Raw genomic sequence first — 22520 nt, 5'->3', positions numbered from 1 at the left:
CTCACCAGCGCTTCTCACCGCCGCTTCGGCTGCAGGGAAGTCGTGCACTGACGGGTCTGGGCGCGCACGGTCTTGGGCCGCCCCGCTGCGGCAGGCTCGGAACGGTGCTCCCGGATCCAGGTCTCGACATCCTCGGCCGCCCAGATCTTGCCCTGCTCAAGAGTGGCGATCGGCTTCGGAAAGGTGCTGCTGCCGGTGATCTGGTAAACCCGCTGTCGACTGATCTTGCCGCCAAGGCGCACGCGGATCTCATGTGCGCCGACAATCCGGATCCTCTCTGAGGTCATGCCAATGACTATAGGCGTACGACTATAGTCGCTCAACTGCTTAGTCACTGAACTGCTCAACTGCCCAACCCCCGCCCCCTGATCTGCCCCTCGGACCGCTCCCCGCACCGATCACTCGAGCGGTCACCCGACCGGTCACCCGACCGGGATGTAGACCGGCCCGGCCCGGGCGTCCGCCTCGGCCTGTCGGGTCAGCCCCGGCATCGGCCGCACCTCGACCTGTGCCCGCACGGTGACGTCCAGGCCGTCCACCGCACACAGCGTCATCTCGCCACCGTTGGCGTTCACGAACCGCTCGGCCCGTGTGCACGCGGTCGGCTGCCCGTAGACCGCCTCCGACGCTCCGGCCAGCGCACCGAGGTCGGCCGCGACGCGCGCCTGATGCCGCCCGACCCGAGCCGCCCCGATCGACGCCCCCGCCAGCCCCGCCGCAACAAACACCAGCCCCACCGCCAGCACAAAGATCGTGGCCGCACCCCGATCACGATCGTCCCGGCCGGGACCCGCCCGCACTCCGGATCGGTCCCGCACGACGTCCCGCCGCCGGCCAGATCGAACCCTCACGACGTCCCGCCGTCGACCAGATCGGGCCCTCACGACGTCCCGCCGCCGGCCAGATCGGGCTCGCGGGCCGCGACCGCCCGGCCGGTCACGGTGATCGCGGGCAGGTGCGCGCCGAGCACGCGGACCGGCGCCCGCACCACGGCGGTGACCGCGTCCTCTCCCCGGTCGATCTCCACCTCGGCGCCGGGCGGAGCCATCCGGGCCGCCGCCGCGGCCGCTCCGTCACCCCGGGAGCCGGCGAGCGCTCCCTCCCGGGCCGCGTCCACGCACTGCCCCTTCGTGGTCACCGCGGCCACCGCGGTCAGGCCGGCCAGGAGCAGCAGGATGAGCGCCGGCAGCCCGGCCGCGAGCTCGGCAGTGAACGATCCCCGGTCACGGCCGGGCCACCGGCGCCCGGTCACTTCAGGGCCCGGTCGATGATGCCGGTGAGCGCCGCCTGCACGTTCTCGCTGCCGACGACCTTGAGCAGGACGCCGGCGAACGCGACCGCCGCGAGGGTGCCGACGGCGTACTCCGCGGTGCTCATCCCGGCATCGGCGGCCTCGGTCCGCAGCCGGGCGAAGTTCGCGATCAGTTGGTGCACGTGGTTCTCCTTCAGTTGTGTTGGTGCCAGCAGCCGCCGAACTCGGCGACCACTGCCGGAAGCCGCAACCCGCCACCTGGCGACGGGCCACGGAGTCGAACTGCGCCGAACCGCCCGGCAAGCGGCCCGCACGCGATAGAGCCGCTCCGGCCCGCCCCGAACACGGAGTTCAGGGCCGGCCCCAGCGCGCCCAGCCGCAGAGCCCGTTTCCCAGCGCAGAGATCAGGACCAAGGCACAGCGCGCGCCAGCTCTCAAAGCACGTCGCCCAGCACGGAGATCAGGACCGGGACCAGGCCGGCCAGCAGGAATGCGGGCAGGAAGCACAGGCCCAGTGGCAGGACGATCAGGACACCGGCTCGCTGGGCGGCGGCCTCGGCGGCCACCGCACGGTCGGCGCGCAGGTCGTTGGCCAGGCGGCCGAGCGCCCCGGCCAGCGCTCCCCCGCTGGCGCTGGACCGCACCGCCGCGGCGATCAGTCGCTCGGCGCCGGTGACCCCGGCCAGGTGCGCCCACGCCTCGGTCGGGCCGGCACCGAGCCGCAGCGACCGGGCGGTCCGTTGCAGACGCTCCCCCAACGGTCCACCCAGCGCCTCGGCCACCGCGCCGGCCGCCCGGTCGAGCGGCGCCCCGGCCCGCAACGCCGCCGCCAGCAGGTCGGCCCCGAGCGGAAGATCGGCCATCGCGGCCAGCCGTTCCCGCCGCACCCGCGGAGGCTCGCGCCGGCGCAGCAGCCGTTCGGCCACCACCCCGGCAGCGGCTCCGACGGCGAGGCCCCACCACGTGCCGAGCAGACCTGCAACGGCCAGCCCGGCCCCGGCCGCGATCACCAGCCGGGACCGGCGTCCATCGGAGACCGGCGGATCGGACGACATCCGCAGCCCGCGAAGCCGGCGCCGGGCCCGGCCCGGCCACGCGGCCGGCACCAGCAGGACCACCGCCGCGGCAACGGCCAGCAGCGCAACCACTAGGCCGCCTCCGACTCGACGACTTCATCGTCGTCGTCGAGGGAGGCGACGACCGACGCAGCGGCGACGAGCGCAGAGCCCACCGGAGTGACAGCCGAAAGCCCGGGAACGCCGGTCTGGTCGACCGCGCCTACTGCGGAAAGCACCGGAGCGACGGTCGAGTCGACCACGGCTACAACCGAAAGCACTGGAGCGACGGTCAAGTCGACCGTGCCTACGGCCGAAAGCACCGGAGCGATGACGGAGAGGGCGGGTGCGGCGGTGGGGATCACCGCTGATGTCGCGGTGGCGAGGGCGGTGGCCTCGCAGATGACCTCGCCGTCCGGTGTGCGGCGGCCGACCAGGGCGGACAGGCAACACGGGCGGACCTCGACCTTCACCGGGCCGCCGGCGTTCAGGAGGACGGCCAGCGAACAGCCTTCGCGGGTCATCGCGCCAACCTCTCGGCCCAGAGCAGACCGCCCGACTGCAGGACCACCGCTCCGATCGCGCAGGCGGCGCCGATCGGCGTGTGCAGCAGGACGTCCAGCGGGTCGGCGCCGATCGCCACCCCCAGCCCGATCCCGCCGATCGGCAGGCCGGCCAGCAGCAGGGCGGTGGCCTGTGCCCCGGCCGCCTGCGCCGACGCCTTCGCCCCGGCCCGGTCGGCGGCCCGAGCGTCGGCCTCGATTCGTTCGACCAGGTCGGCGGCCGGTGCGCCGGTGCGCTCGGCCAGTTGCCACACCGAGGAGGTGAGCCGTCCGATCCGATCCGACGTCAGCGGTGCGACGGCGCGGGCGGCCGGTGGCAACCCGGCCCGCAAGTCGGCCGCGAGCGCCGAGAGTCCGTCCAGCGCCGCTACCCGTGCGACCCCCTCCTGTCGCCGGGCCGATCGGCGGAGCAGCGCCCGGCCGGCCAGACCCGAGTAGGCCCCGGCGATCACCGCGGCCACCGGGCCACCGCCGGCCATGCCCAGGCCGGCGATCCCGCCGACGGCGACGACCACCGTCCGGTGTGGGCGGGCGAACAATCCGGCCGGCAGGCACCAGCGTTGCCGGCGAAGCCGTTCCCGGGCCTTTCCGGTCGGCCAGCCGATCACCACGGCTCCGAGCAGCAGGCATATCGTCAGGGTCCAGTTCATGCGCCCACCCCGACCGGCGGTTCGAGCACGGCGGGCACGGCGACGCCCCGGCTCGTCAGCATCCGGGCCAGCGCCGTCGCTCCCGGGCCCGCGCCGCGGCTGTGCCGCCAGGCCGGCACCACCGTGGCCAGCCGCTGCTCGCCGGACGGCAGCAGGACGCTCACCGAATCGAGCACCCGGCCGCCGGCGACCCGCCGCACCTGCAGCACGACCTGCAGCGCCGCCACCGCCTGAGCGTGCAGCGCCGCCCTCGGCAACCCGCCCAGCAGCCCCAGCGCCTCGAGCCGGGCCGGAACGTCGGCCGGTGCGTTGGCGTGCAGCGTCCCGGCGCCACCCTCGTGGCCGGTGTTCAGCGCGCCCAGCAGGTCGACGATCTCCGGGCCCCGGCACTCGCCGATCACCAGGCGGTCCGGTCGCATCCGCAGGGCCTGCCGGACGAGGTCGGTGAGCCCGACCGCGCCGGCACCCTCCACGTTGGCGGTGCGGGCCTGCAGGGCGACCACGTGCGGGTGCACCGGTCGCAGCTCGGCCGCGTCCTCGACCAGGACGATCCGCTCGGTCGGTGGCACCAGGCCGAGCAGCGTGGCCAGCAACGTCGTCTTGCCGCTGCCGGTGCCGCCGGTGACCAGGTAGGCCAGCCGGGCCGCCACGATCGCGGCCAGCACCGGTGCCACGGTCGGCGGCACGGTGCCGTGGTCGACCAGGTCGGCGAGGCTGAACGGGCGCTGGCGGAAGGTGCGCAGCGAAAGGTACGGCCCGTCGGTGGCGACCGGGGGCAGCACCGCGTGCAGCCGGGTGCCGTCGGGGAGGCGGGCGTCCGCATACGGCTGGCCGTCGTCCAGCCGCCGGCCGCACGCGGCGGCCAGCCGCTGGGCCAGCCGGCGCACCTCGGCGTGGTCGCGGAACGCCACCGCGGCCCGCTCCAGCCCGGCGCCGCGATCCACCCAGACCCGCAAGCCGTTGACCAGGACGTCGGTCACCTCCGGGTCGGTGAGCAGCGGCGCGAGCGGGCCGGCGCCCACCAGCTCGTCGTGCACCCGGTCGGCGACGCGCAGCACCGTGGTCTCGCCGAGGCTCGTGTCCCGCCGGACCGCCCGCACCACGGCGGCCGGCGTCGCCTCCACCCCGTCGACCGCGAACCGCTGCCGAACCGTGCTGGTCAACTCGCCGTAGGAGGTCATGCCATGCCCTTCCGTTCGTCGCCTGCGGCCGGGCCGAGCAACTGGCGAAGAAGCCGGTCCGTCATGCCGTCACCCGCTGCTCGCGGAGCAGGTCGCGGACCAGGCGGCGGCACAGTTCGGCCAGTGGGCCCTTGCCGGTGGACGCGGGTGGGGCGCCGCGCTCCAGCGCCTGGCACATCGCCGGCTCCGGGCGCAGCGAACCGGCCAGCGGCAACCGCAGGGCCGCCGCGATGTCCCGGGCGGTCAGCTTGCCGGGGGCCGGGCCGCGCACCACGACGGACAGCTCGTCGCGGTGGAAGCGGATCATCTGGGCGATCCGGGCCGCGCCCGCGGTGGCGCGCAGCTCGGCCGGGACGATCAGCACGGCCCGGTCGGCGGCCTGCAGGGCCAGCACCGCGGCGTCGTCGAGCCGGCGGGGAAGGTCCGTGATGATCACGTCGCGGCCGCGGCGGCCGGCGTCCAGGGTGGTGGCCATCGCCTCGCCGGGCACGACCGGTGACTCGTCCCGGGCGAACGACAGCAGCACCAGGTCACCGCGCTGCGGCAGGGCGCGCAGCAGGGCCGGCGGATCGACCCGGCCGCCGGCCGCGGTCAGCGCGGGCCAGCGCAGGCCGTCGATCTGCTCCCAGCCCAGGAGCAGGTCGAGGCCGCCGCCGAGCGGGTCGGCGTCGACGAGCAGGGTGCGGTGGCCGGCCGAGACCGCGGTGACGGCCAGGCCGCCGGCCAGAATGCTGGCACCGGCGCCGCCGCTACCGCCGATGACCGCGAGGATGCGACCGAGCGGCCGGCCGGGACCGTCGGCGAAGCGGTCGATCAGCCACGGTTCGCCGTCGGGCAGCAGGCAGGCCTCGACCGGGCGCAGCTCACCGATCGCCTCGGCGACGCCGGGCGGCCAGGCCCGGCGGCCGGCCACCACGACCCGGGACCGGCGCGGTAATCGGGCCGAGCGACAGGCCTGGACCTGGTCGGCGCCGAGGACGACGAGCGGGGCCGCGTTGTAGTGGCCGCGGGCGGCCACCGGATCGGTGGCCACCACGACCTCGGTGCCGCCGGCGGCGGCGAGCCGGAGCAGGTCGTCGAGCAGCTCGGGGTCGGCGGTCACGACGAGGGGCAGGCTCGGTTCGGGCATCGTGGCTCTCCAACGTCGGCGGGTGAGGCGCCCACGTTCGCGGTGCCGGATCGGGCCGGGCAACGCCACCCACGGCTGCCTGTGGATAACTCACCGCCCTGTGGACAGCGCCCGCCGGCCGGGCCGATCTGCTATGCGGGCGGGCCGATAAAGGCGCGCGGGAGAGGAGTGAGACGAGCATCGGGTGGGTATCTTGGGCCGACACGGACCACCGATGGGGATTGCATGGAGAGCTCGTTCAACCGGTCACTTGCCACCGACGGCACCGCCACGGTCACCGTGCACGGAGAGATCGACTTCGCTAACTGCGACGAGTTGGCCGCCTGTGCGCGTGACGCCGTCGAGGAATGGACCCCGTCGCTTGTCCGCGTCGATCTGCGCGATGCGACCTTTGTCGATTCGACCGGCTTGGGGGCCTTGATCGAGGGCTACAAGGCCGCGATCGGAGCCGGTCTGCGTTTTATTGTCGTGAATCCGACAGCAACATTCCGCCGCGTTCTCGACGTGACCGGCCTGTCCGACCTCTTTGGACTCAGCGAGGGACTCGGAGACGGGTTGAGCGGCGCGGAAGCACCGGAATCCGCGCAGGCCACCGGCGCATAGGGAACGACCCCCGTCGGGGGAGACGGGGGCCGTCCGAGGATTCGGCTCCGGGGGGGTCGAGCCGAATCGGCTCGGTGATCGCGGGGGGCGCAATCACCGAGGGTTCAGGTGGTGGAACGCGACGGTAGCAACATGAATCCCGATCGCAACAGCACTAGCATGCCTCACGGAACCGCACCCGTCGAGTACCGATTGTGGCTCAGTGCGAACGTGCTGCCCCTCTGACCGATTTCACAGCGCGTCACCATCGCCCCCGTGACGCGCCGGGGACGGCGGCGGTGAACGACTTCCGGCTACACTTTCGGCCCGTGGGCCGCAGCGCCGCGTTTTTCGACCTCGACAAGACCGTCATCGCGAAGTCCAGTGCGCTGGCTTTCGGACGGCCGTTCTATCGTGACGGCCTCATCAGCCGCCGGGATGTCGTCAAATCCGCTTACGCACAGCTGATGTTCCGGCTGGGCGGCGGCAGCGACGAACAGGCGATGGCCCGCACCCGTGACTACCTCGCCGCGCTCACCAAAGGCTGGCGGGTCGAGCAGGTGCAGCAGATCGTCGCGGAAACGCTCGACGAGCTGATCAACCCTTACGTCTATGCCGAAGCAGCCACGCTGATCAGCGAGCATCAGGCGGCCGGCCGCGATGTCGTGCTGGTGTCCGCGTCCGGCGACGAAATGGTCCGCCCGATCGGCGCGCTCCTCGGCATCACCGACGTCATCGCCACCCGAATGAGCATCGTCGATGGTCGATACAGCGGCGAAATCGAGTTCTACGCGGCCGGGCCGAACAAGGTGGTCGGCGTCGCGGAGCTGGCCGCCACCCGCGGCTACAACCTGGCCAACTGCTACGCCTACTCCGATTCGGCGAGCGACCTTCCGCTGCTCGAAGCGGTGGGCTATCCGAGCGCGGTGAACCCCGATCGAGCCCTGCGCCGGGCCGCCATCGAAAACGCCTGGCCGATTCTCGAGTTCCGCAATCCGATTCCGGTCGGAAAGCGCCTCCGCGACCGCCCGGCCGTCCCGGTCGCCGCCGCCTTGGGCGTCGGCGTGGGCGCCGTAATCGGCTTGGCCCTCTACGCCCGCCACCGCCGTTCCAAAGCCCTCGCCTGAAGAGCTTTCCAAAGCCCAGGAAACGCTTTGAGTACGCGGTGGGATGAGTCCCCGCCGCTGCGCCACGCCGGGTGCAACGCACCCTCCGCGCGCCGCTACCGGGCGGGCCCGCGACAAGAGCACGGGCGGGCCCGCGACAAGAGCACGGGCGGTCCCTCGCCGAGGGCATGGGCGGTCTCGCGGCCGATTCGGACGCAAATGCATAGGCAGTGAGCTGGGCGAATGGCTTTGGTCTGACTAATCTGAAAAGCGAGATTTGCCGGGCTGAAGCCTGGCGATCAAGCCGCGACGGGCGTAGAAAGAAACGGCGAGACCTGATGCGGAAGACCTGGAGAGACCGACCGAGAGGTCGGGCCCGACCAGGGGATCGGGAGACAGGCAGGCCGAGGAGCGGGGATACCCGAGCTTCGGCGGCACCGGCCACTCGGTCGCTGCGGATGGCCTCGTGCACGGCCACCGGGAACCCACGCGCGATCAGCCACGGCAGGCACGTTGCGACGGGACCTCAGCCGAGAGGCTTGTGGACTGTCGACAACGACCCAGGTGCACGCTTGATAACCCGGCATGGACGCGCATAGCCGGCGCCCCTAGCGGGACGCCGGCTCTATTTCTGCCCTTGTCCCGGGCCCGCCCGGTAGCGGCGCGCGGAGGGTGCGTTGCACCCGGCGTGGCGCAGCGGCGGGGACTCATCCCACCGCGTACTCCAATGGTGTTATGCGTTTTGGGCTTCTCGGTGACGGGAGCGCAGCTCCTGGTAGACCGCGCGGAAGAGGCTCGGGCGGGCGTGGAAGTCGACGCCCTTGGCCCACAACTCGGTGTTGATCGTGGAGCCGTCGCGGCGGTCGATCACCACGGTCATGCCGGACTCGATCTCGAAGGGACCCATCCGGTGGGTGGCCCGATGCAGCCGCACGTGGGTGATGTCGTGCCAGCTCAGCGTGCGTGAGCGCAGCAGGCCGTGCAGGCGCAGACCGGCGGCGCCGACGTAGGCGCCCATCTGGAGGATGCGGTAGGCGCCGAGCACCCACAGGGCCGCCAGCGTGCAGGCCACCAGCTTGACGCCGTGGCCGCTCAGCTCGAACTGACGGATCGTGACCCAGGCCAGAAAGGCCAGCGCAGCGGCCTCCCAGGCGATCACCAGCCAGCGGCCGGGCCCGGGAGTGTAAGGGCGGGTCCAGGTCTCGTCCACTCGAGCGAGTATTCCAGCGGCTCGTAGCCGGATGACAGGTCCGCAGCAAAGTCTGACCAATCAGGCGGCGGCCAACACGCCGTCGCCGATGCGGGTCATCTCCTCGGATGCGGCCGTCACCGCGGCGGCGTAGTGGCGCAGCCACGAGCGAACCCCGTCCGGCGTGCCGGTGGCGTAGGCGCCGGCCGAGCCGACGTATTCCGGCTCGCGCTCGCGATGCCCGACCTCGACCGCGACCAGGCCTCTCGGGTCGAAGCCACGGTTGATCAGGGTGAGGCGGGCGGCGGCCCGGGCCACCACGCCGGCCGGTCCCGCGAAGGGCCGCAACGTGATCAGCTCGGCGTGGACGATCGCGGCCAGCAGCAGCGGCGGGGTCCGGTCGTTGCCCGCGACCAGGCCGGCCAGCGCGTCGATGCGCTCGGCGCCACTGGTCAGCCGGCCCAGGTCGGCGGCGGGCACGACACCGCGGGCGGCGAGCACGTGCAGCTTCGCGAGGGCCTGCCGCGGAGCCCGCGGCCACATGTCGACCAGGCCGCCGATGCCCTCGGCGACCCGCAGCGCGCCCTGCAGCACCGGATCGGTGACCGTGCCGCCGCGGACCTCCTCCAGCTCGTAGGCGTTGCCCTCGAGCGCGGCGCTCGCCACCGCCGCCCGCAGGCTGGCTTCCGCGGCCACCTGACCGCCGTGCCGGCGCAGCGCGCGGTGCCGCATGGCGGCGTCCACCCGGTCGCGGGCCCCGGCCAGGGCGGGGGCGACGTCGGCAAGATCAAGCAGAGGCGCGAGAGGGTCCACCCGAACACGGTAACCGGTAAAAGACCCGAAACATGGGATGCGCAAACCGGCTCGGAACTGGCAAGATTCGCGCAGCACCAAGCACAAACCTGTCATCCAGCGCGCCTATCGCACCATCGGGCGCGCTACCGTGCGCAATTCTCGCCGGGCCCCACCGGCGGAACTAGTGTGCAACGAAGAAGCCCCGGTCATGCCTTGAACAGGAGCCGCCCTCATGAGCGACAGGACCCTGGAGAACCTTTACTCGGAGACGCGGCAGTTCCCTCCGCCGGAGCAGCTCGCCGCGAACGCCAACATCAAGGCAGCCGAGTACGAGGAAGCCGCCGCCGACCGCCTCGCCTACTGGGCGAAGCAGGCCGAGCGCCTCACCTGGGCCAAGCCCTGGGACGAGGTCCTCGACTGGTCGAACCCGCCGTTCGCGAAGTGGTTCATCGGTGGCGAGCTGAACGTCGCCTACAACTGCGTCGACCGGCACGTCGAGGCCGGCAACGGTGACAAGGTCGCCATCCACTGGGAGGGCGAGCCCGGCGACACCCGCACGATCACCTACGCCGACCTGCTCAAGTCGGTCAGCCAGGCGGCCAACACGCTCACCGAGCTCGGGGTCGGCGCCGGCGACCGGGTGGCGATCTACCTGCCGATGATCCCGGAGGCCGCGGTCGCGATGCTGGCCTGCGCCCGGATCGGCGCCACGCACAGCGTCGTCTTCGGCGGTTTCTCGGTCGACGCGCTCTCCACCCGGATCCAGGACGCCGACGCCAAGCTGGTCATCACCGCCGACGGCGGTTACCGGCGGGGCAAGCCCTCGGCGCTCAAGCCGACCGTCGACGAGGCCGTCGCGGTGTGCCCGAGCATCGAGAACGTTCTGGTGGTGCGCCGCACCGGCGAGGACGTCGCGTGGACCGACAAGGACAAGTGGTGGCACGAGACCGTCGAGCAGGCGAGCCCGGAGCACAAGGCGCAGCCGTTCGACTCGGAGCACCCGCTGTTCATCCTCTACACGTCGGGCACCACCGGTAAGCCGAAGGGCATCCTGCACACCACCGGCGGCTACCTGACCCAGACCTCCTACACCCACAACGCGGTCTTCGACCTGAAGCCGGAGACCGACGTCTACTGGTGCACGGCCGACATCGGCTGGGTCACCGGGCACTCCTACATCGTCTACGGCCCGCTCTCCAACGGCGCCACCCAGGTGATGTACGAGGGCACGCCGGACACCCCGGGCCGCGACCGGTTCTGGCAGATCGTCGACAAGTACAAGGTGTCGATCCTCTACACCGCGCCCACCCTGATCCGCACGATGATGAAGTGGGGCGACGACATCCCGGCCGGCTACGACCTGTCGTCGCTGCGCATCCTGGGCAGCGTCGGCGAGCCGATCAACCCGGAGGCCTGGATCTGGTACCGGAAGAACATCGGCCACGACAACACCCCGGTGGTGGACACCTGGTGGCAGACCGAGACCGGCGCCGTGATGATCTCGCCGCTGCCGGGCGTGACCGCGTCGAAGCCGGGTTCGGCCATGACGCCGCTGCCGGGCATCTCGGCCGACGTGGTCGACGACACCGCCGAGTCGGTGCCGAACGGCGGCGGTGGCTTCCTGGTGCTGCGCGAGCCGTGGCCGTCGATGCTGCGCACCATCTGGGGCGACGACAAGCGGTTCCTCGACACCTACTGGTCGCGGTTCGGTGCGGGCGCCGGGCAGGGTGACGAGTGGATCTACTTCGCCGGGGACGGCGCGAAGCGCGACGAGGACGGCTCTATCTGGCTGCTCGGCCGGGTCGACGACGTCATGCTCATCTCGGGTCACAACATCTCCACCACCGAGGTGGAGTCGGCCCTGGTGTCGCACCCGTCGGTGGCCGAGTCCGCGGTGGTGGGCGCGACCGATCCGACCACCGGCCAGGCGATCGTGGCGTTCGTGATCCCTCGCGGCAATGTGGACACTTCCGGGGAAGCCGGCGAACAGCTCAACGTCGACCTGCGTAATCACGTGGCGAAGAAGCTCGGGCCGATCGCCAAGCCGCGCCAGATCATGCTGGTGGCCGAGCTGCCGAAGACCCGGTCCGGCAAGATCATGCGGCGGCTACTGAAGGACGTGGCCGAGCGCCGCTCGCTCGGTGACGTGACCACACTGCAGGATTCCGCGGTCATGGACCTGATCTCCGCCGGGATGAAGTCGGCAAAGACCGAAGACTGATCTAATTCGGGCGACAAGGGCCGGTGACGTGCAAAGCGTCACCGGCCTCTGCCCTTTTTGCCGGTCTCGACATTATGTTCAGGCCATAACACATAACCGATCGCTATCGATTCGCTGTGCACTCTTCTTCCATCGTTGTGTTTGCATACGTTTACCTCTAGCTCCGAACCCCGGGGCCGTTTTTTATGCCGGGCCTACCCCAGCGCCCGGCCATATAACGGAGGTATGCGTGGTGCGCAAGGTGGTCGCAGGACTACTCGGCGCCGCGATGGTCACCAGCGTCGGAGTAATGCTCCCCGCGGTGGCCCAGGCGGCACCACCGGTTGACCCGGCTCCGGTGGCGAGTTCCAGCGAGAAGTCGTCCGCCCAGATCGACGATCTCCCCAACCCGCTGGAGGACAAGCGCCGCGCCCTGCGCGAGCAGGCCGTGTCCGATGTGGTCAGCGGCAAGGCCAAGCCGGTCACCAAGAACGGCAGCAAGGTCGTCAAGGTCGGGCACACCAAGGGTGGTCCCGGTAAGCACGGCAAGGACCAGTACGTCGAGCTCGACAATCAGCGCACCGACCGGATCTTCGTGATCCTGGCCGAGTTCGGCAACGACCGGCACCCCAGCTACCCCGACGTCGACTCGGATCCGGCCACGGCCGGTCCGTCCACGTTCGAGGGTCCCCTGAACAACCAGATCCCGCAGCCGGACCGCACCAAGGACAACTCGACGGTCTGGCAGTCGGACTACTCGGCCGATTACTACCGCAACCTGTACTTCGGGGCCGGTAAGGACACCGAGTCGGTCAAGAAGTACTTCGAGTCGCAGTCCTCCGGTCGGTACAGCGTCGACGGCGAGGTCACCGACTGGGTGAAGGTGCAGTACAACGAGGCCCGCTACGGCCGGGACGTCTGCGGAAGCCACGTCTGCACCAACGTGTGGGCGCTGGTCCGGGACGCCGCCAACAAGTGGGTCGCCGAGCAGGAGGCGGCCGGCCGCTCGCAGGCCGACATCACCGCCGACCTGAAGTCGTTCGACCAGTACGACCGGTACGACTACGACGGTGACGGCGACTTCAACGAGCCGGACGGCTACATCGACCACTTCCAGATCGTGCACGCCGGCGGCGACCAGGCCGACGGTGACCCGCAGCAGGGTGAGGACGCGATCTGGAGCCACCGGTGGTACGCGTACTCGACGCTGCAGGGCACCGCGGGCCCGGCGGGCAACCTGCTCGGCGGCACCCAGATCGGCAACTCCGGCATCTGGATCGGTGACTACACCATCCAGCCGGAGAACGGCGGCCTGAGCGTCTTCGTGCACGAGTACACCCACGACCTCGGCCTGCCGGACGACTACGACACCAGCGGCCTCGGTGACAACAACAGCGAGTACTGGACGCTGATGGCGCAGAGCCGTCTCGGCGCGGCCGGCGACCAGGCCATCGGTACCCACCCGGGTGACCTCGGTGCCTGGAACAAGCTGCAGCTCGGCTGGCTCAACTACACCGCGGTGGACGCCGGTACGAAGAAGGTCGTCCAGCTCGGCCCGGAAGAGTTCAACACCAAGAAGTCGCAGGCCGTGGTGGTGAACCTGCCGAAGAAGTCGGTGACCACCGACCTCGGGGCGCCGTTCGCCGGCACCAAGCAGTACTTCTCCGGCAACGCGGACGGGCTGAACACCAGCGCGACCAAGGACATCGACCTGACCGGCAAGACCAGCGGCAGTTTCGGCGTCAAGGGCCGCTACAACATCGAGCAGGACTACGACTACCTCTACTTCGAGGCGTCGGCCGACAACGGTGCCACCTGGACGCCGCTGAACGGCACCGTCGACGGTGCTCCGCTGCCGGTCGACTCGAGCGACGTGCCGGCGCTGACCGGTGACTCGGGCGGCGCGTGGAAGGACATCTCGATCCCGCTCGACGCGTACGCGGGCAAGGCGATCAAGTTCCGCCTGCACTACATCACCGACGGTGGTGTCTCGTCCGGCGGCTTCTTCGGCGACGAGCTCACGGTCACCGCGGACGGCGCGGTCGTGTCGACCGACGGTGCCGAGACCACGCCGACCTGGACCCTCGCGGGCTGGACGGTCGTTGGTTCGAGCGTCACCAACCAGTTCGACCACTTCTACATCGCGGGCAACCGCAGCTACACCTCGTACGACAAGTACCTGGCGACCGGCCCGTACAACTTCGGCTGGCCGTCCACGAAGCCGGACTGGGTGGAGCACTACAACTACCAGACCGGTCTGCTGATCTCGTACTGGGACACCTCGCAGGCCGACAACAACACCAACGAGCACCCGGGTGAGGGTCGCAACCTCTACATCGACGCGCACCCGAAGCCGTTCAACAACGTCAACGGTGTTCCGTTCCGGTCCCGTGTCCAGGTCTATGACGCTCCGTTCAGCCTGTACCCGACCGACGGCATGCTGCTGCACGTGGACGGCAAGCCCTCGGTGGTCTGGCCGCAGCTCGGCAACCCGGTCTTCAACGACAAGGGGACGTACTACTACGACGCGCTGCCCAACCAGGGCGTCAAGCTGCCCAAGGTCGGTGTGAAGATCGGCGTCGTCAGCCAGAGCGGCACGTCGATGACGGTCGCGGTTTCCTGATTTCGCACGTTCACCACAGCGCCCGGGGAGTTCACTCCCCGGGCGCTGCCCTTTTGGCGGGAACGTCGGGCACGTCCGGCGCGTCTGATCGGAACGCTCTGGAGGTGCTGATGAACGGCAAGCTGGTGGTCGCGGCGATGGCAACGGTCGCGCTGGGTGGGTGCGGCGCTCAGGCCACCCCTACGTCTCTTCCTTCGTCCACGACGCCGGCCACGTCGTCAGCGGCGTCGTCAGCGGCGCCGTCTTTGGCGGCGCCGACCGCCTCTTCCCCAGCTGCGGCGCGGTCGTCGACCTCGACGGCCATTCCGGTCAGCCCGCTGACCAGCGGCCCGCCGAAGGGCCCGACGGACCAGATCAAGGCCACCGACTGGGTGGTGGGCACGGTCACCGGCGACAGTTCCGGTCCGTGCTACGGCCTGGAAACCGACGACGGCAAGGTGTACGCGTTGCATGCCACCGGCGGTGCGAAACTCGCCAAGGGCGCACGAATCCGGATCAAAACCGCACCGGCCAAGGTCAAGATGTACTGCGGTCCCGGCACCTTCCTGGAAATGGTGGAATCGGTACCCCTGCGCTGACGTGAATCCGGCTAACCTTTACCGCCGCAGCACGTTCACGGGGGTAGATGTCAGTGCGCAGAGCCATACCGATCGCAGTCGTCCTGTTGGCGCTCCTTGCCGGATGCGTCGAGGAACAGCCGGAAAAATCCGACATCGCTGCCGCGGCACCGATCGCGCAGCCCAGCGGCTCCGCCGGTACCGTCGCTCCGACGTCGGCGGCGCTTCCCGGCCGGCCCGCCGGTGCGCCGACCGCGACCACTGCACCGGCAACGTTGCCGCCACGGATCGCCGCCACCCCGTCCCGGCCGGCCGGGCACGCCACCCCCGACATCGGGGCGCTGCAGGTCGCCTGGATCACCGCCACCGTCACCCGCGGCGGCTCCGGCCCCTGCTACGGCCTCACCACCAGCGCCGGGGTGACCTACGCGACCTACTCCACGCAGGGCCTCAAGCTGACCAAGGGCGCCCAGGTCCGGGCCCGGATCACCCCCGGCACGATCCCGGCCGACTGCGGTTCGGGCCGCACGGCGAAGCTGGAGCGCGTCCAACTCGCCGGGTAACGCGACGGGACCCGGGCGGATTCGAATCGACCGCCCAGGGCATGTCCTAGTCTTGTGGCCATGGTTGACGAGTCGTGTGTCCTGGTGGAGGGCCCCTGGACGCACCGTTTCGTCGGCGCGAACGGCAGCCGGTTCCACGTCGTCGAGGCCGGCACCGGCCCGCTCGTGCTGTTCCTGCACGGCTTCCCCGAGTTCTGGTGGGCGTGGCACGACGTGATGACCCGGGTCGCCGACGCCGGCTTCCGGGCCGTCGCCATCGACCTGCGCGGCTACGGCGCCAGCGACAAACCCCCGCGCGGCTACGACGGCTACACCATGGCCGCCGACGTGACCGGCCTGATCCGCGCGCTCGGCGAACGCTCCGCGATGATCGTCGGGGCCGGCGCCGGCGGCATGATCGGCTGGGCCGCCGCCGCCTTCCACCCCAAGCTGGTCAGCCGCCTGGTCGTGCTCGGCGCCGCGCACCCGCTGCGGCTGCGCGCCGCCCTCTTCGCCGACCCGCGCGGCCAGTTCGCCGCGTCCTCGACGATCCTGCGCTTCCAGGTCCCCCGCTACGAGCACGTCCTCACCCGCGACAACGCTGCGCTGGTCGGCGAGCTGATGACGCACTGGACCGGTCCTCAGTGGAGGCAGACGGCCGAATTCACCGATTACGTGAACCGGTGCCGGGAAGCCATGCAGATCCCGCAGGCGGCGTTCTGCGCCCTGGAGGCCTACCGCTGGGTGGCCCGCAGCGCCCTGCGCCTGCAGGGCTACCGCTTCGTGAAGCTGATGCAGCACCCGCTCATCACCCCGACGCTGCAACTGCACGGCGCCCTCGACACCGCCACGCTCCCCCGCACCGCCCAGGGCTCCGGCCGTTACGTGATCGCCCCCTACGAGTGGCGGCTGATCCCGGACGCCGGCCACTTCCTCCACCAGGAGGCGCCCGACGTGGTCACCGGCGAGATCCTCCGCTGGCTCAAGACCTCATAGCGCGTAGTAGTCCTCGGTGATCACCGGCTGGAAGCCGATCGAGGTGTAGAGATGCAGGGCCCGATCGTTGTCGGTCTCCACCTCCAGATGCACGACGTCGGCACCCTCGGCCCGCGCGGTGCGGCACAGGCGGTGCAGAACGTCCCGGCCGATGCCGCGACCCTGCTGGTCGGGGTGGACGACGAAGCCGTAGATGCCGGCTCGATCGCCCTCGCGGAGCAACCGGACGGCGCCGACCGGGCGGCCGTCCTGCTCGATCACGAGAGTGTGCGGGTCGCGGTCGGCCGACGCGGGCGGCTCCCAGCCGAAGCCGAGCCGCATGAGCTCGCGGACAGCCGGCCGGTCGGCTTCGGCAGCGGCGCGCAGCGTGACGCGGGGGTCGGCGGCCACCTCGACCGGGTCACCGAGCAGCTCGAGGGCGTGCTCGCTGTGGTCGAGACGGCCACCCTGCCGCTCGGCGAGGGCGCGGCCCGCGGCCGAGCTCCGCGGCACGACCAGCAGGATCGAGCCGTGCTCGCGGTCCTTGCACAGTTGCAGCCCGGCGTTCAGCAGCGCGGCGCCGATCCCGCGCCCGCGCGCCTCCGGGTCGACCATGCCGGCCAGCTCCAGGGTCGGTGCGCCGTGCGAATAGACACCCAGGAACCCCAGGAGCCGGTCGCCGTCCCACCACAGAACGTCCTCGACGGCCTCGCCGGAGCGGTGGCGCAACGCGTTCCACTCCAGTTTCAGCCGCCCGCCGTCGGCTGCGACCACGCGGTGCTCGAGGTCGGCGATGGCTTGCAGAGCGGCCGGCGACAGCCCGGCGGAAAGGGTGACCATGCTGCCACCCCATCACGCGGGTCAACCGGATTTCCGGCTCACATCCGGGCTTTCAGCACGTCGACCTCGCAGCCCGGCGCCGACGGGTCGAAACCGTGCTCGGCCAGCCAGCGGGTGGCCGAGAGGCTGCGCACCGACCACCACGCCCGGATCACGTCGCGGTCGACGTCGGTGCCGTACCCGGCGAGGACGTCGTCGAGGCGCTCCTCGTGGCCGAGGGTCAGGATGGCCAGGTCGAACATGGCATCGCCGCGGGCCGCCTCGGACCAGTCGATGATGCCGCGGAACTCGTCGCCGTCGACGAACACGTGGGTGATCTGCAGGTCGCCGTGGATGAACGCCGGTGTCCACGGCCGGAGCGCGGCCTCGGCCACCTCCCGGTTGCGGGTGACCAGGTCGGCCGGGAGGGTGCCGGTCGACACCAGCCACTCGCATTCGCGGTCGAGCTCCGCGACGATGTCGTCGAGGCGGCGGCCGGGCCACGGCGGCAGCGGTGCCTCGTGCAGCCGCCGGATCGCGGCACCGGCCGCCGCCCACGCCGCCGCCGATGCGGTGGACGGCGCACCGAGCACGCCCAGTGCTGTCCCCGGCATGGCGGCGATCGCGAGCACCGGCGGCTGGTGCCACCGCACCTCGGGGGTCGGGACCGGCGCCATGGCCATCGCCTGGACCTCGACGGCGATCCGTGCCTGATCGGCGTCGATCTTCATGAACGTGTCACCGAGGCGCAGCGTCACGCGCTCGGCATGGGCGACGACGACCTCGACCTTGTCCATGGCCGCCATTTTCGCGGAGGCGGGCGGGAACGCCCACCGGTTTATCCCGGCTCCACCGGCAGCCACAGCTCGGTCGTCGCGGTGCTGAAGTCGTCGGCGCGGTCGAGCACCGCGACGATCTCCGGGCCCGGGCGCAGCCGCCATCGGTTGGACGGGAACCACTCGGTCGCGGTCGCCGCCCAGGTCTCCTGCAGGGCGCCGGGATAGGGGCCGGAGCTCCGGAAGGCCGCCCAGCTGCCGGCCGGCACCTCGATGGCGTCGAGGTCGTCCGGGGCCGGGGTGTCCACGGTGACGGCCACCCCGTGCAGATAGGTGAGCTCGCTGCCCTCGGTGCGGTCGGGGTCGAGGTCGTCGCTGACCGCCAGCAGCCCGGCCGGCTCGGTGTTGCTCATGGCCTTCAGGCGGAGGTGCTCGGCCGGCGGCAGGGCGGTCACGTGCCGCTGGATGTGCGGGTTGACGCCCTCGTGGATCAGCGGGACCCGGGCGGCGTGGCCGATGAGCCGGAAGGCCGGGTGGTTGACGATGCGGGTGTCCATGGGGGTACTCCCTTCGACGCTCAGGCGGAACCTGAGCTGTGGTTGTGTGCGAAGGGGGCCGCCGTCGCGGCGTACGTCACCGGGACTCGCGCCGTGCACGGACCGGAACGCCCGGCCGAATGCCTCGGTCGAGCCGTACCCGTGCCGCACCGCGATGCTCAGCAGATCGTCGTGGCCGCTGACGACGTCGGCGGCGGCAACGGTCATCCGGCGCCGCCGGACATACTCCGACAGGCTCATGCCGGCCAGCGACGAGAACATCCGGCGCAGGTGGTACTCGGTCGTGGCGAGCTTGCCCGCCCACGCCTTGACGTCGATCTCGTCGCCGAGATGTTCCTCGACGAGCTCGACGATCCGGTTGAGTGCCGCGATCACGAGGCCTCCCTTCGGCTTCAACCCTGGCCGAAGGCGCCCTGCTGACGCCCGACTACTGCGGTCCGATCCGATCGGGGCCGGTCAGATGCGCTGTTCGTGGACGTCGGAGACCTCGTGGGCCGGGGCCCAGGTCTGGTAGACGCCGTAGTCGAACTCCTCCAGGCCCATGTGGCGGGCCATCGGGGCGCGGCCGCCGGTGTATTCCACCCGCAGCCAGTTGTCGGCTTCACCGAGGACCAGGAACGGGGCGCCGCGCCACACGCAGACCGTGCGGACGTAGACCATCTCGTCGTAGTCCTCGGGGGTCAGCACCCGAACGTACCGGCCGGGCTTGATCTCCTCGAAGCCGTCGGCCGGCTGGGTGCTGTAGATGCGCGCGTTGTCGCCGTCCGGGACCGCGTCGAACTCGCGGCCCTGCCAGCTCACCACGTAGCCGTCGCGAATCACTGCTCACCCACCCGGCGCCACTGCGGACCGTCGTTGTCGAAGATCGCGATCATGTGCTCGGAACCGTCCGCGTCGATCCGCCAGAGCTGGGAACCGTGCGGCAGGCGGACACTGTCCACCTTGAACTCGGCGATCACGTCGCGGCCCTCGCCCGGCGCGAAACCGTTGCCGCGGAACGGCGGACGCTCGATCACCCAGCCGTCCATCGCCTTGAGCGCCTGCTCGTTCTGGCCGCCGTACGGAATGCGGTAGAGGCTCGGGCGGTAGGCCGGCCAGCGCAGAACGTACGCCTCCTTGGCCTCCGGCTGGTGCGGCGAACCCTGGTAGGTCAGTCCGAGCGCGCCGAACAGCTCGTGCGGGGTGCGCAGGTGCTCGACCTCGGTGGCCCGGTGCACGAACCCGGCGACCCGGTCGTAACCGCGCTCCAGGTAGTAGTCGACCTGCTCGGGCGGCAGCGTCTTCTGCATGACCGTCGCGTGCTGGGCGTCGTCGTTGACCGGCGGCGGCGCCGGGATCGGCTCGCCCGCCTCCTCGTGCTCGGCCGGGTCGGAACCCAGACCGGCCTCGGCGGCCCAACTGGCCAGCGCGATCACCTGCGGTCCGGGGTAACGGGCACCAACCGGGGTCCGCGGGTTGACCGCGAACGACCACGACGGGTCGGGCCAGTTCCGGATCAGCTCGTAGAACCGGACGCTCACCGTGCGGGTCGGCTCGGCGAAGTGCTCGGCCAGCCGATCCTTGCTGGTGAAGACGACCAGGAACTCCTCGCCGTCGATCTGCTCGGTGCGGAACGCGAAGCCGGACTCGCCGGGCGTGCTCCCGGGCCGCGAGTGGTTCGCGACCGGGACCAGCACCGGAGCCAGCAGCAGCGTGGACAGGAACTGGTCGGTGCTGCCACCCTCGGCGGCGTCGTACAGATCCCGCTCGACCTCGTTGGCCGGCAGGAACGGCTCGGTCGCCGGAACCTGCGACGGCATCGCGCCGGACATGGTCGGGCGGCCGACCGGCGGCACCGGCATGGCCCCGCGGACCTCCAGCGGCGGCTGCTCGGCGCCGAGACGCGCCGGGCGGTCGCTGCCGGGCGAACCCGGGATGACCGGCGGCGGCAGACCGGGCCGACCCGGCGACGGGGCCTGCGCCGCGGACGTGGCGGCCCGCTCGGCCGGGGTCTTGAACGCCGGGAACGACGTCATCGGGGCCGGTTCGCCACCGGGGGCGGACTGACGGCGCGGCAGCGGGGTGCCGAAACCGGGGGCCGGCTGCTCGGGCATGTCGGTCCGCTGCGCGGCGGCGGCCTGCGGTGACGCCGGGCCCTGCGGGAAGCCGCTGGACCCCGACTCGGCCGGCGGCTGGCGCCGGGGAAGCTCGGGCAGTGCCGGGGCGGGCGGCGGAATGGCGGCGCCGGCGCCGGCCCAGCGCGGGTCGAGCGGCGGCTCCTCGACCGGGAGGCTCGCGATGTGCTCGGGCACCGGGGGCGTGTTCGCCATCGGGGTGCGCACGGGCAGCGGGGCGTTCAGGTCTTGGACCGGGCCACGCGAGTCCAGCGGGGCGGGCCGGTTGTCTCCGGGGACGGACGGCGGGCGGTAGGCGGTCGGGACCGCGGACGCCGGAGCGGCGGAGACCGGAGCCGGCGGCGGGGTGCGGGCCGGCAGGCCGCTCGGCATCACGCCGCTCGGCGTGCGCACCGGCAGCCCACCCGGGCCGACCTGTGGCTTCTCCGCCTGGCCGGGGCCGGTCGGCGGCGCGACCGGGCCGCCGAAACCGACCGGCAGCGCGGCGGGACCGGTCGGGCCGGTCGGGCGCGCGGCCGGGGCCGGCCGGACGGGCGGCGGGCCGAACGACAACGGCTCGGAAGCGGGTGCTGACGGGCCGGCAGGCGCGGCCGGTGGGCCCGACTGCGGTGCGGCGGCCGGAGCCGGCCCCGGCTCCTCGTCGGCGGCCGGGAAGTACGGCATCTGGTTGGCGGCCGCGGCCTGCGCGTATCCGGGCGGCCCGCCGAGCGCCGGCGCGTAACCACCGGACGAGGCGCCACCGGCGGCCGGGGGCGCGCTGGTCGGGCGCGGATGCCCGGTCGGCGGAGCGTAGGCCGCGGGCGGCGCACTGATCGGCTGCGGGTAGCTGATCGGGGTCGCGCTGATCGGCCGGCCATAACCGGCCGGGGGCGCGCTGATCGGCTGACCGTAGCCGGCCGGCGGCGCGCTGCTGGGCCGGCCGTAGCCGACCGGGGGTGCACTGCTGGGGGCCGCGAGGCCCGCGGCGGCGCCGGACGATGCGCCGACCGTCCGCTGCGGGAGCCCGGGCGGCGCGTAACCGGCGGGCGGCGCACTCGCCGGGTGGTTGGCGGCAGCGGCCGCGGCCGGCGGAACGCTGACCGGCTGCTGCGGGTAGGCGATCGGCTCGTGGGTCGGGCCACCGGCACCGTCCTGCTGGGCGACGGCCGCGTTGGCTGCCATCGCGGCCGAGTGCAGGTCTTGGATGCGCGAGGCGGACGGCGCCTTGTCACGGCCCGGCCCACGGGTGGGCAGCCGCAGGTCACCGCGGGACAGCTGGGCCACGAACCAGGCCGGAAGGTAGCCCTCGATCGGCAGGCCGGGGTTTACCGCCAGCCACCACTCGAGGTTTGGCCAGGTGTTGGCCAGCTCCGCATACGCCACGCGGCGGGCCGAGCCGGTGTAGTCGGCCAGGCACGACTGAAGAGCGCCCGACGACGTGAAGGCCAGCACGTGTGTGCGGCCGCCGGTGCTCCAGGTGCCCCAGCCGAGCGGCGCGAGGCCCGCGAGGGCGTCGGCCGAGACCGGTAACAGCAGGTCAACGCCGGAAAGAATGCGAAAGTACGACTCCTGGTCGTCGGTCCGCAACGCATCGCGCATTGCCACCTCGGCGTCCGTAGCCGGTTCCCACTCGGACACGTCCACCTCTCCCCACCGCGCGACGAGGCCATCTCAACGCGTACAACCTACAAGGTCAGGCGGCGATCACAATGGGCGGCAGGACGAAGACCGATAAGTGTTGTGTTACGGCGCCCTCGCTATAAGACCTCAAATAGGCCGACGGACCCAAAACGATCGCTGGGCGCGATCAGTCAAGCACTGATCGTAGTCAGAAAGGCCAACTTGGCCAGTACGCGATCGAGGGACAACAAACACG

The 22520-nt window shown here is 71.6% G+C and carries 23 protein-coding genes; 7 read left to right on the top strand and 16 right to left on the bottom strand.

The window, feature by feature from the left end:
* Window positions 1-14: 14 nt before the first annotated feature.
* The 9 genes from Adu01nite_RS24480 to ssd all read right to left on the bottom strand — a co-directional run bounded on the left by Adu01nite_RS24480 (window position 15) and on the right by ssd (window position 5830).
* Window positions 15-287 (bottom strand): helix-turn-helix transcriptional regulator, encoded by a 273-nt coding sequence (locus Adu01nite_RS24480; RefSeq protein ID WP_239132668.1) that lies wholly within the window; start codon window positions 285-287, stop codon window positions 15-17.
* Between the two features lie 135 nt (window positions 288-422).
* Complete coding sequence (locus Adu01nite_RS24475; RefSeq protein ID WP_379129773.1) at window positions 423-728, bottom strand: Rv3654c family TadE-like protein; 306 nt, start codon at window positions 726-728, stop codon at window positions 423-425.
* Window positions 729-880: 152 nt separating this feature from the next.
* On the bottom strand, window positions 881-1252 hold the full coding sequence (locus Adu01nite_RS24470; RefSeq protein ID WP_203729593.1) for a TadE family type IV pilus minor pilin: 372 nt from the start codon (window positions 1250-1252) through the stop codon (window positions 881-883).
* The gene (locus Adu01nite_RS24465) at window positions 1249-1377 is read right to left on the bottom strand and encodes a DUF4244 domain-containing protein (protein ID WP_239132676.1); all 129 of its coding nucleotides are present in this window, start codon (window positions 1375-1377) and stop codon (window positions 1249-1251) included. Before Adu01nite_RS24465 ends, Adu01nite_RS24470 begins: the two co-directional genes overlap by 4 nt.
* A gap of 309 nt (window positions 1378-1686) precedes the next feature.
* Complete coding sequence (locus tag Adu01nite_RS24460) at window positions 1687-2307, bottom strand: type II secretion system F family protein (protein ID WP_203729728.1); 621 nt, start codon at window positions 2305-2307, stop codon at window positions 1687-1689.
* Window positions 2308-2399: 92 nt separating this feature from the next.
* Entirely contained in the window at window positions 2400-2831 is a 432-nt protein-coding gene (locus Adu01nite_RS24455; RefSeq protein ID WP_203729589.1) for a hypothetical protein, read from the bottom strand.
* Window positions 2828-3520 (bottom strand): hypothetical protein, encoded by a 693-nt coding sequence (locus Adu01nite_RS24450; protein WP_239132667.1) that lies wholly within the window; start codon window positions 3518-3520, stop codon window positions 2828-2830. The genes Adu01nite_RS24455 and Adu01nite_RS24450 overlap by 4 nt, the downstream gene beginning before the upstream one ends.
* Entirely contained in the window at window positions 3517-4701 is a 1185-nt protein-coding gene (locus tag Adu01nite_RS24445) for a TadA family conjugal transfer-associated ATPase (protein ID WP_203729587.1), read from the bottom strand. The genes Adu01nite_RS24450 and Adu01nite_RS24445 overlap by 4 nt, the downstream gene beginning before the upstream one ends.
* 61 nt (window positions 4702-4762) lie before the next feature.
* Window positions 4763-5830 (bottom strand): septum site-determining protein Ssd, encoded by a 1068-nt coding sequence (gene ssd / locus Adu01nite_RS24440; RefSeq protein ID WP_203729585.1) that lies wholly within the window; start codon window positions 5828-5830, stop codon window positions 4763-4765.
* Window positions 5831-6055: 225 nt separating this feature from the next.
* On the opposite strand from ssd, the gene Adu01nite_RS24435 reads away from it, so the two are divergent.
* Window positions 6056-6433 carry an STAS domain-containing protein gene (locus tag Adu01nite_RS24435; RefSeq protein WP_203729583.1) on the top strand — a complete coding sequence of 126 codons (378 nt, stop codon included), beginning with the start codon at window positions 6056-6058 and terminating at the stop codon, window positions 6431-6433.
* Between the two features lie 308 nt (window positions 6434-6741).
* Window positions 6742-7539: an HAD family hydrolase gene (locus Adu01nite_RS24430; protein WP_203729581.1), complete on the top strand. Its 798-nt coding sequence runs from the start codon at window positions 6742-6744 to the stop codon at window positions 7537-7539.
* 712 nt (window positions 7540-8251) lie between these two features.
* Here Adu01nite_RS24430 and Adu01nite_RS24425 read toward each other — a convergent pair.
* Entirely contained in the window at window positions 8252-8728 is a 477-nt protein-coding gene (locus Adu01nite_RS24425) for an SCO5741 family PH domain-containing membrane protein (protein WP_203729579.1), read from the bottom strand.
* A gap of 60 nt (window positions 8729-8788) precedes the next feature.
* Entirely contained in the window at window positions 8789-9520 is a 732-nt protein-coding gene (locus Adu01nite_RS24420; RefSeq protein ID WP_239132666.1) for a Fic family protein, read from the bottom strand.
* A 214-nt stretch (window positions 9521-9734) separates the two neighbouring features.
* On the opposite strand from Adu01nite_RS24420, the gene acs reads away from it, so the two are divergent.
* The 5 genes from acs to Adu01nite_RS24395 all read left to right on the top strand — a co-directional run bounded on the left by acs (window position 9735) and on the right by Adu01nite_RS24395 (window position 16420).
* On the top strand, window positions 9735-11723 hold the full coding sequence (acs, locus tag Adu01nite_RS24415) for an acetate--CoA ligase (RefSeq protein WP_203729577.1): 1989 nt from the start codon (window positions 9735-9737) through the stop codon (window positions 11721-11723).
* Window positions 11724-11991: 268 nt separating this feature from the next.
* Window positions 11992-14325 (top strand): immune inhibitor A domain-containing protein, encoded by a 2334-nt coding sequence (locus Adu01nite_RS24410; RefSeq protein ID WP_203729722.1) that lies wholly within the window; start codon window positions 11992-11994, stop codon window positions 14323-14325.
* Between the two features lie 110 nt (window positions 14326-14435).
* Window positions 14436-14903 carry a hypothetical protein gene (locus Adu01nite_RS24405; RefSeq protein ID WP_203729575.1) on the top strand — a complete coding sequence of 156 codons (468 nt, stop codon included), beginning with the start codon at window positions 14436-14438 and terminating at the stop codon, window positions 14901-14903.
* Window positions 14904-14989: 86 nt separating this feature from the next.
* Entirely contained in the window at window positions 14990-15445 is a 456-nt protein-coding gene (locus Adu01nite_RS24400) for a hypothetical protein (RefSeq protein WP_203729573.1), read from the top strand.
* Window positions 15446-15505: 60 nt separating this feature from the next.
* Window positions 15506-16420 carry an alpha/beta fold hydrolase gene (locus Adu01nite_RS24395; RefSeq protein WP_203729571.1) on the top strand — a complete coding sequence of 305 codons (915 nt, stop codon included), beginning with the start codon at window positions 15506-15508 and terminating at the stop codon, window positions 16418-16420.
* Here the strand turns inward: Adu01nite_RS24395 and Adu01nite_RS24390 are convergent.
* The 5 genes from Adu01nite_RS24390 to Adu01nite_RS47935 form a co-directional block, all read right to left on the bottom strand.
* Window positions 16415-17239 (bottom strand): GNAT family N-acetyltransferase, encoded by an 825-nt coding sequence (locus Adu01nite_RS24390; protein WP_203729569.1) that lies wholly within the window; start codon window positions 17237-17239, stop codon window positions 16415-16417. The genes Adu01nite_RS24395 and Adu01nite_RS24390 overlap by 6 nt on opposite strands.
* Before the next feature lie 38 nt (window positions 17240-17277).
* The gene (locus Adu01nite_RS24385) at window positions 17278-18015 is read right to left on the bottom strand and encodes a phosphotransferase family protein (RefSeq protein ID WP_239132665.1); all 738 of its coding nucleotides are present in this window, start codon (window positions 18013-18015) and stop codon (window positions 17278-17280) included.
* 41 nt (window positions 18016-18056) lie between these two features.
* A complete protein-coding gene (locus tag Adu01nite_RS24380) occupies window positions 18057-18926 on the bottom strand; it encodes an AraC family transcriptional regulator (protein ID WP_203729565.1) in 870 nt (289 codons plus the stop codon).
* A gap of 81 nt (window positions 18927-19007) precedes the next feature.
* Complete coding sequence (locus Adu01nite_RS24375) at window positions 19008-19373, bottom strand: UCP033725 family protein (protein ID WP_203729563.1); 366 nt, start codon at window positions 19371-19373, stop codon at window positions 19008-19010.
* Window positions 19370-22282, bottom strand: coding sequence for an SseB family protein (locus tag Adu01nite_RS47935; protein WP_239132664.1), 2913 nt, complete (start codon window positions 22280-22282; stop codon window positions 19370-19372). Before Adu01nite_RS47935 ends, Adu01nite_RS24375 begins: the two co-directional genes overlap by 4 nt.
* Between the last annotated feature and the right edge of the window lie 238 nt (window positions 22283-22520).

The sequence above is a fragment of the Paractinoplanes durhamensis genome (assembly GCF_016862175.1).
In the GTDB taxonomy this organism is placed as follows: Bacteria; Actinomycetota; Actinomycetes; order Mycobacteriales; family Micromonosporaceae; genus Actinoplanes; species Actinoplanes durhamensis.
This window is presented reverse-complemented; position numbering and strand designations above follow the sequence as displayed.

Bases quoted from the DNA above. Each gene is read 5' to 3' on its own strand.
- Adu01nite_RS24455 (WP_203729589.1), bottom strand. From the start codon at position 2,831: ATGACCCGCGAAGGCTGTTCGCTGGCCGTCCTCCTGAACGCCGGCGGC.
- ssd (WP_203729585.1), bottom strand. From the start codon at position 5,830: ATGCCCGAACCGAGCCTGCCCCTCGTCGTGACCGCCGACCCCGAGCTG.
- Adu01nite_RS24390 (WP_203729569.1), bottom strand. From the start codon at position 17,239: ATGGTCACCCTTTCCGCCGGGCTGTCGCCGGCCGCTCTGCAAGCCATC.
- Adu01nite_RS24450 (WP_239132667.1), bottom strand. From the start codon at position 3,520: ATGAACTGGACCCTGACGATATGCCTGCTGCTCGGAGCCGTGGTGATC.
- Adu01nite_RS24435 (WP_203729583.1), top strand. From the start codon at position 6,056: ATGGAGAGCTCGTTCAACCGGTCACTTGCCACCGACGGCACCGCCACG.
- acs (WP_203729577.1), top strand. From the start codon at position 9,735: ATGAGCGACAGGACCCTGGAGAACCTTTACTCGGAGACGCGGCAGTTC.
- Adu01nite_RS24385 (WP_239132665.1), bottom strand. From the start codon at position 18,015: ATGGACAAGGTCGAGGTCGTCGTCGCCCATGCCGAGCGCGTGACGCTG.
- Adu01nite_RS24445 (WP_203729587.1), bottom strand. From the start codon at position 4,701: ATGACCTCCTACGGCGAGTTGACCAGCACGGTTCGGCAGCGGTTCGCG.
- Adu01nite_RS24480 (WP_239132668.1), bottom strand. From the start codon at position 287: ATGACCTCAGAGAGGATCCGGATTGTCGGCGCACATGAGATCCGCGTG.
- Adu01nite_RS24410 (WP_203729722.1), top strand. From the start codon at position 11,992: ATGGTCACCAGCGTCGGAGTAATGCTCCCCGCGGTGGCCCAGGCGGCA.
- Adu01nite_RS24395 (WP_203729571.1), top strand. From the start codon at position 15,506: ATGGTTGACGAGTCGTGTGTCCTGGTGGAGGGCCCCTGGACGCACCGT.
- Adu01nite_RS24460 (WP_203729728.1), bottom strand. From the start codon at position 2,307: ATGTCGTCCGATCCGCCGGTCTCCGATGGACGCCGGTCCCGGCTGGTG.
- Adu01nite_RS24405 (WP_203729575.1), top strand. From the start codon at position 14,436: ATGAACGGCAAGCTGGTGGTCGCGGCGATGGCAACGGTCGCGCTGGGT.
- Adu01nite_RS24465 (WP_239132676.1), bottom strand. From the start codon at position 1,377: ATGAGCACCGCGGAGTACGCCGTCGGCACCCTCGCGGCGGTCGCGTTC.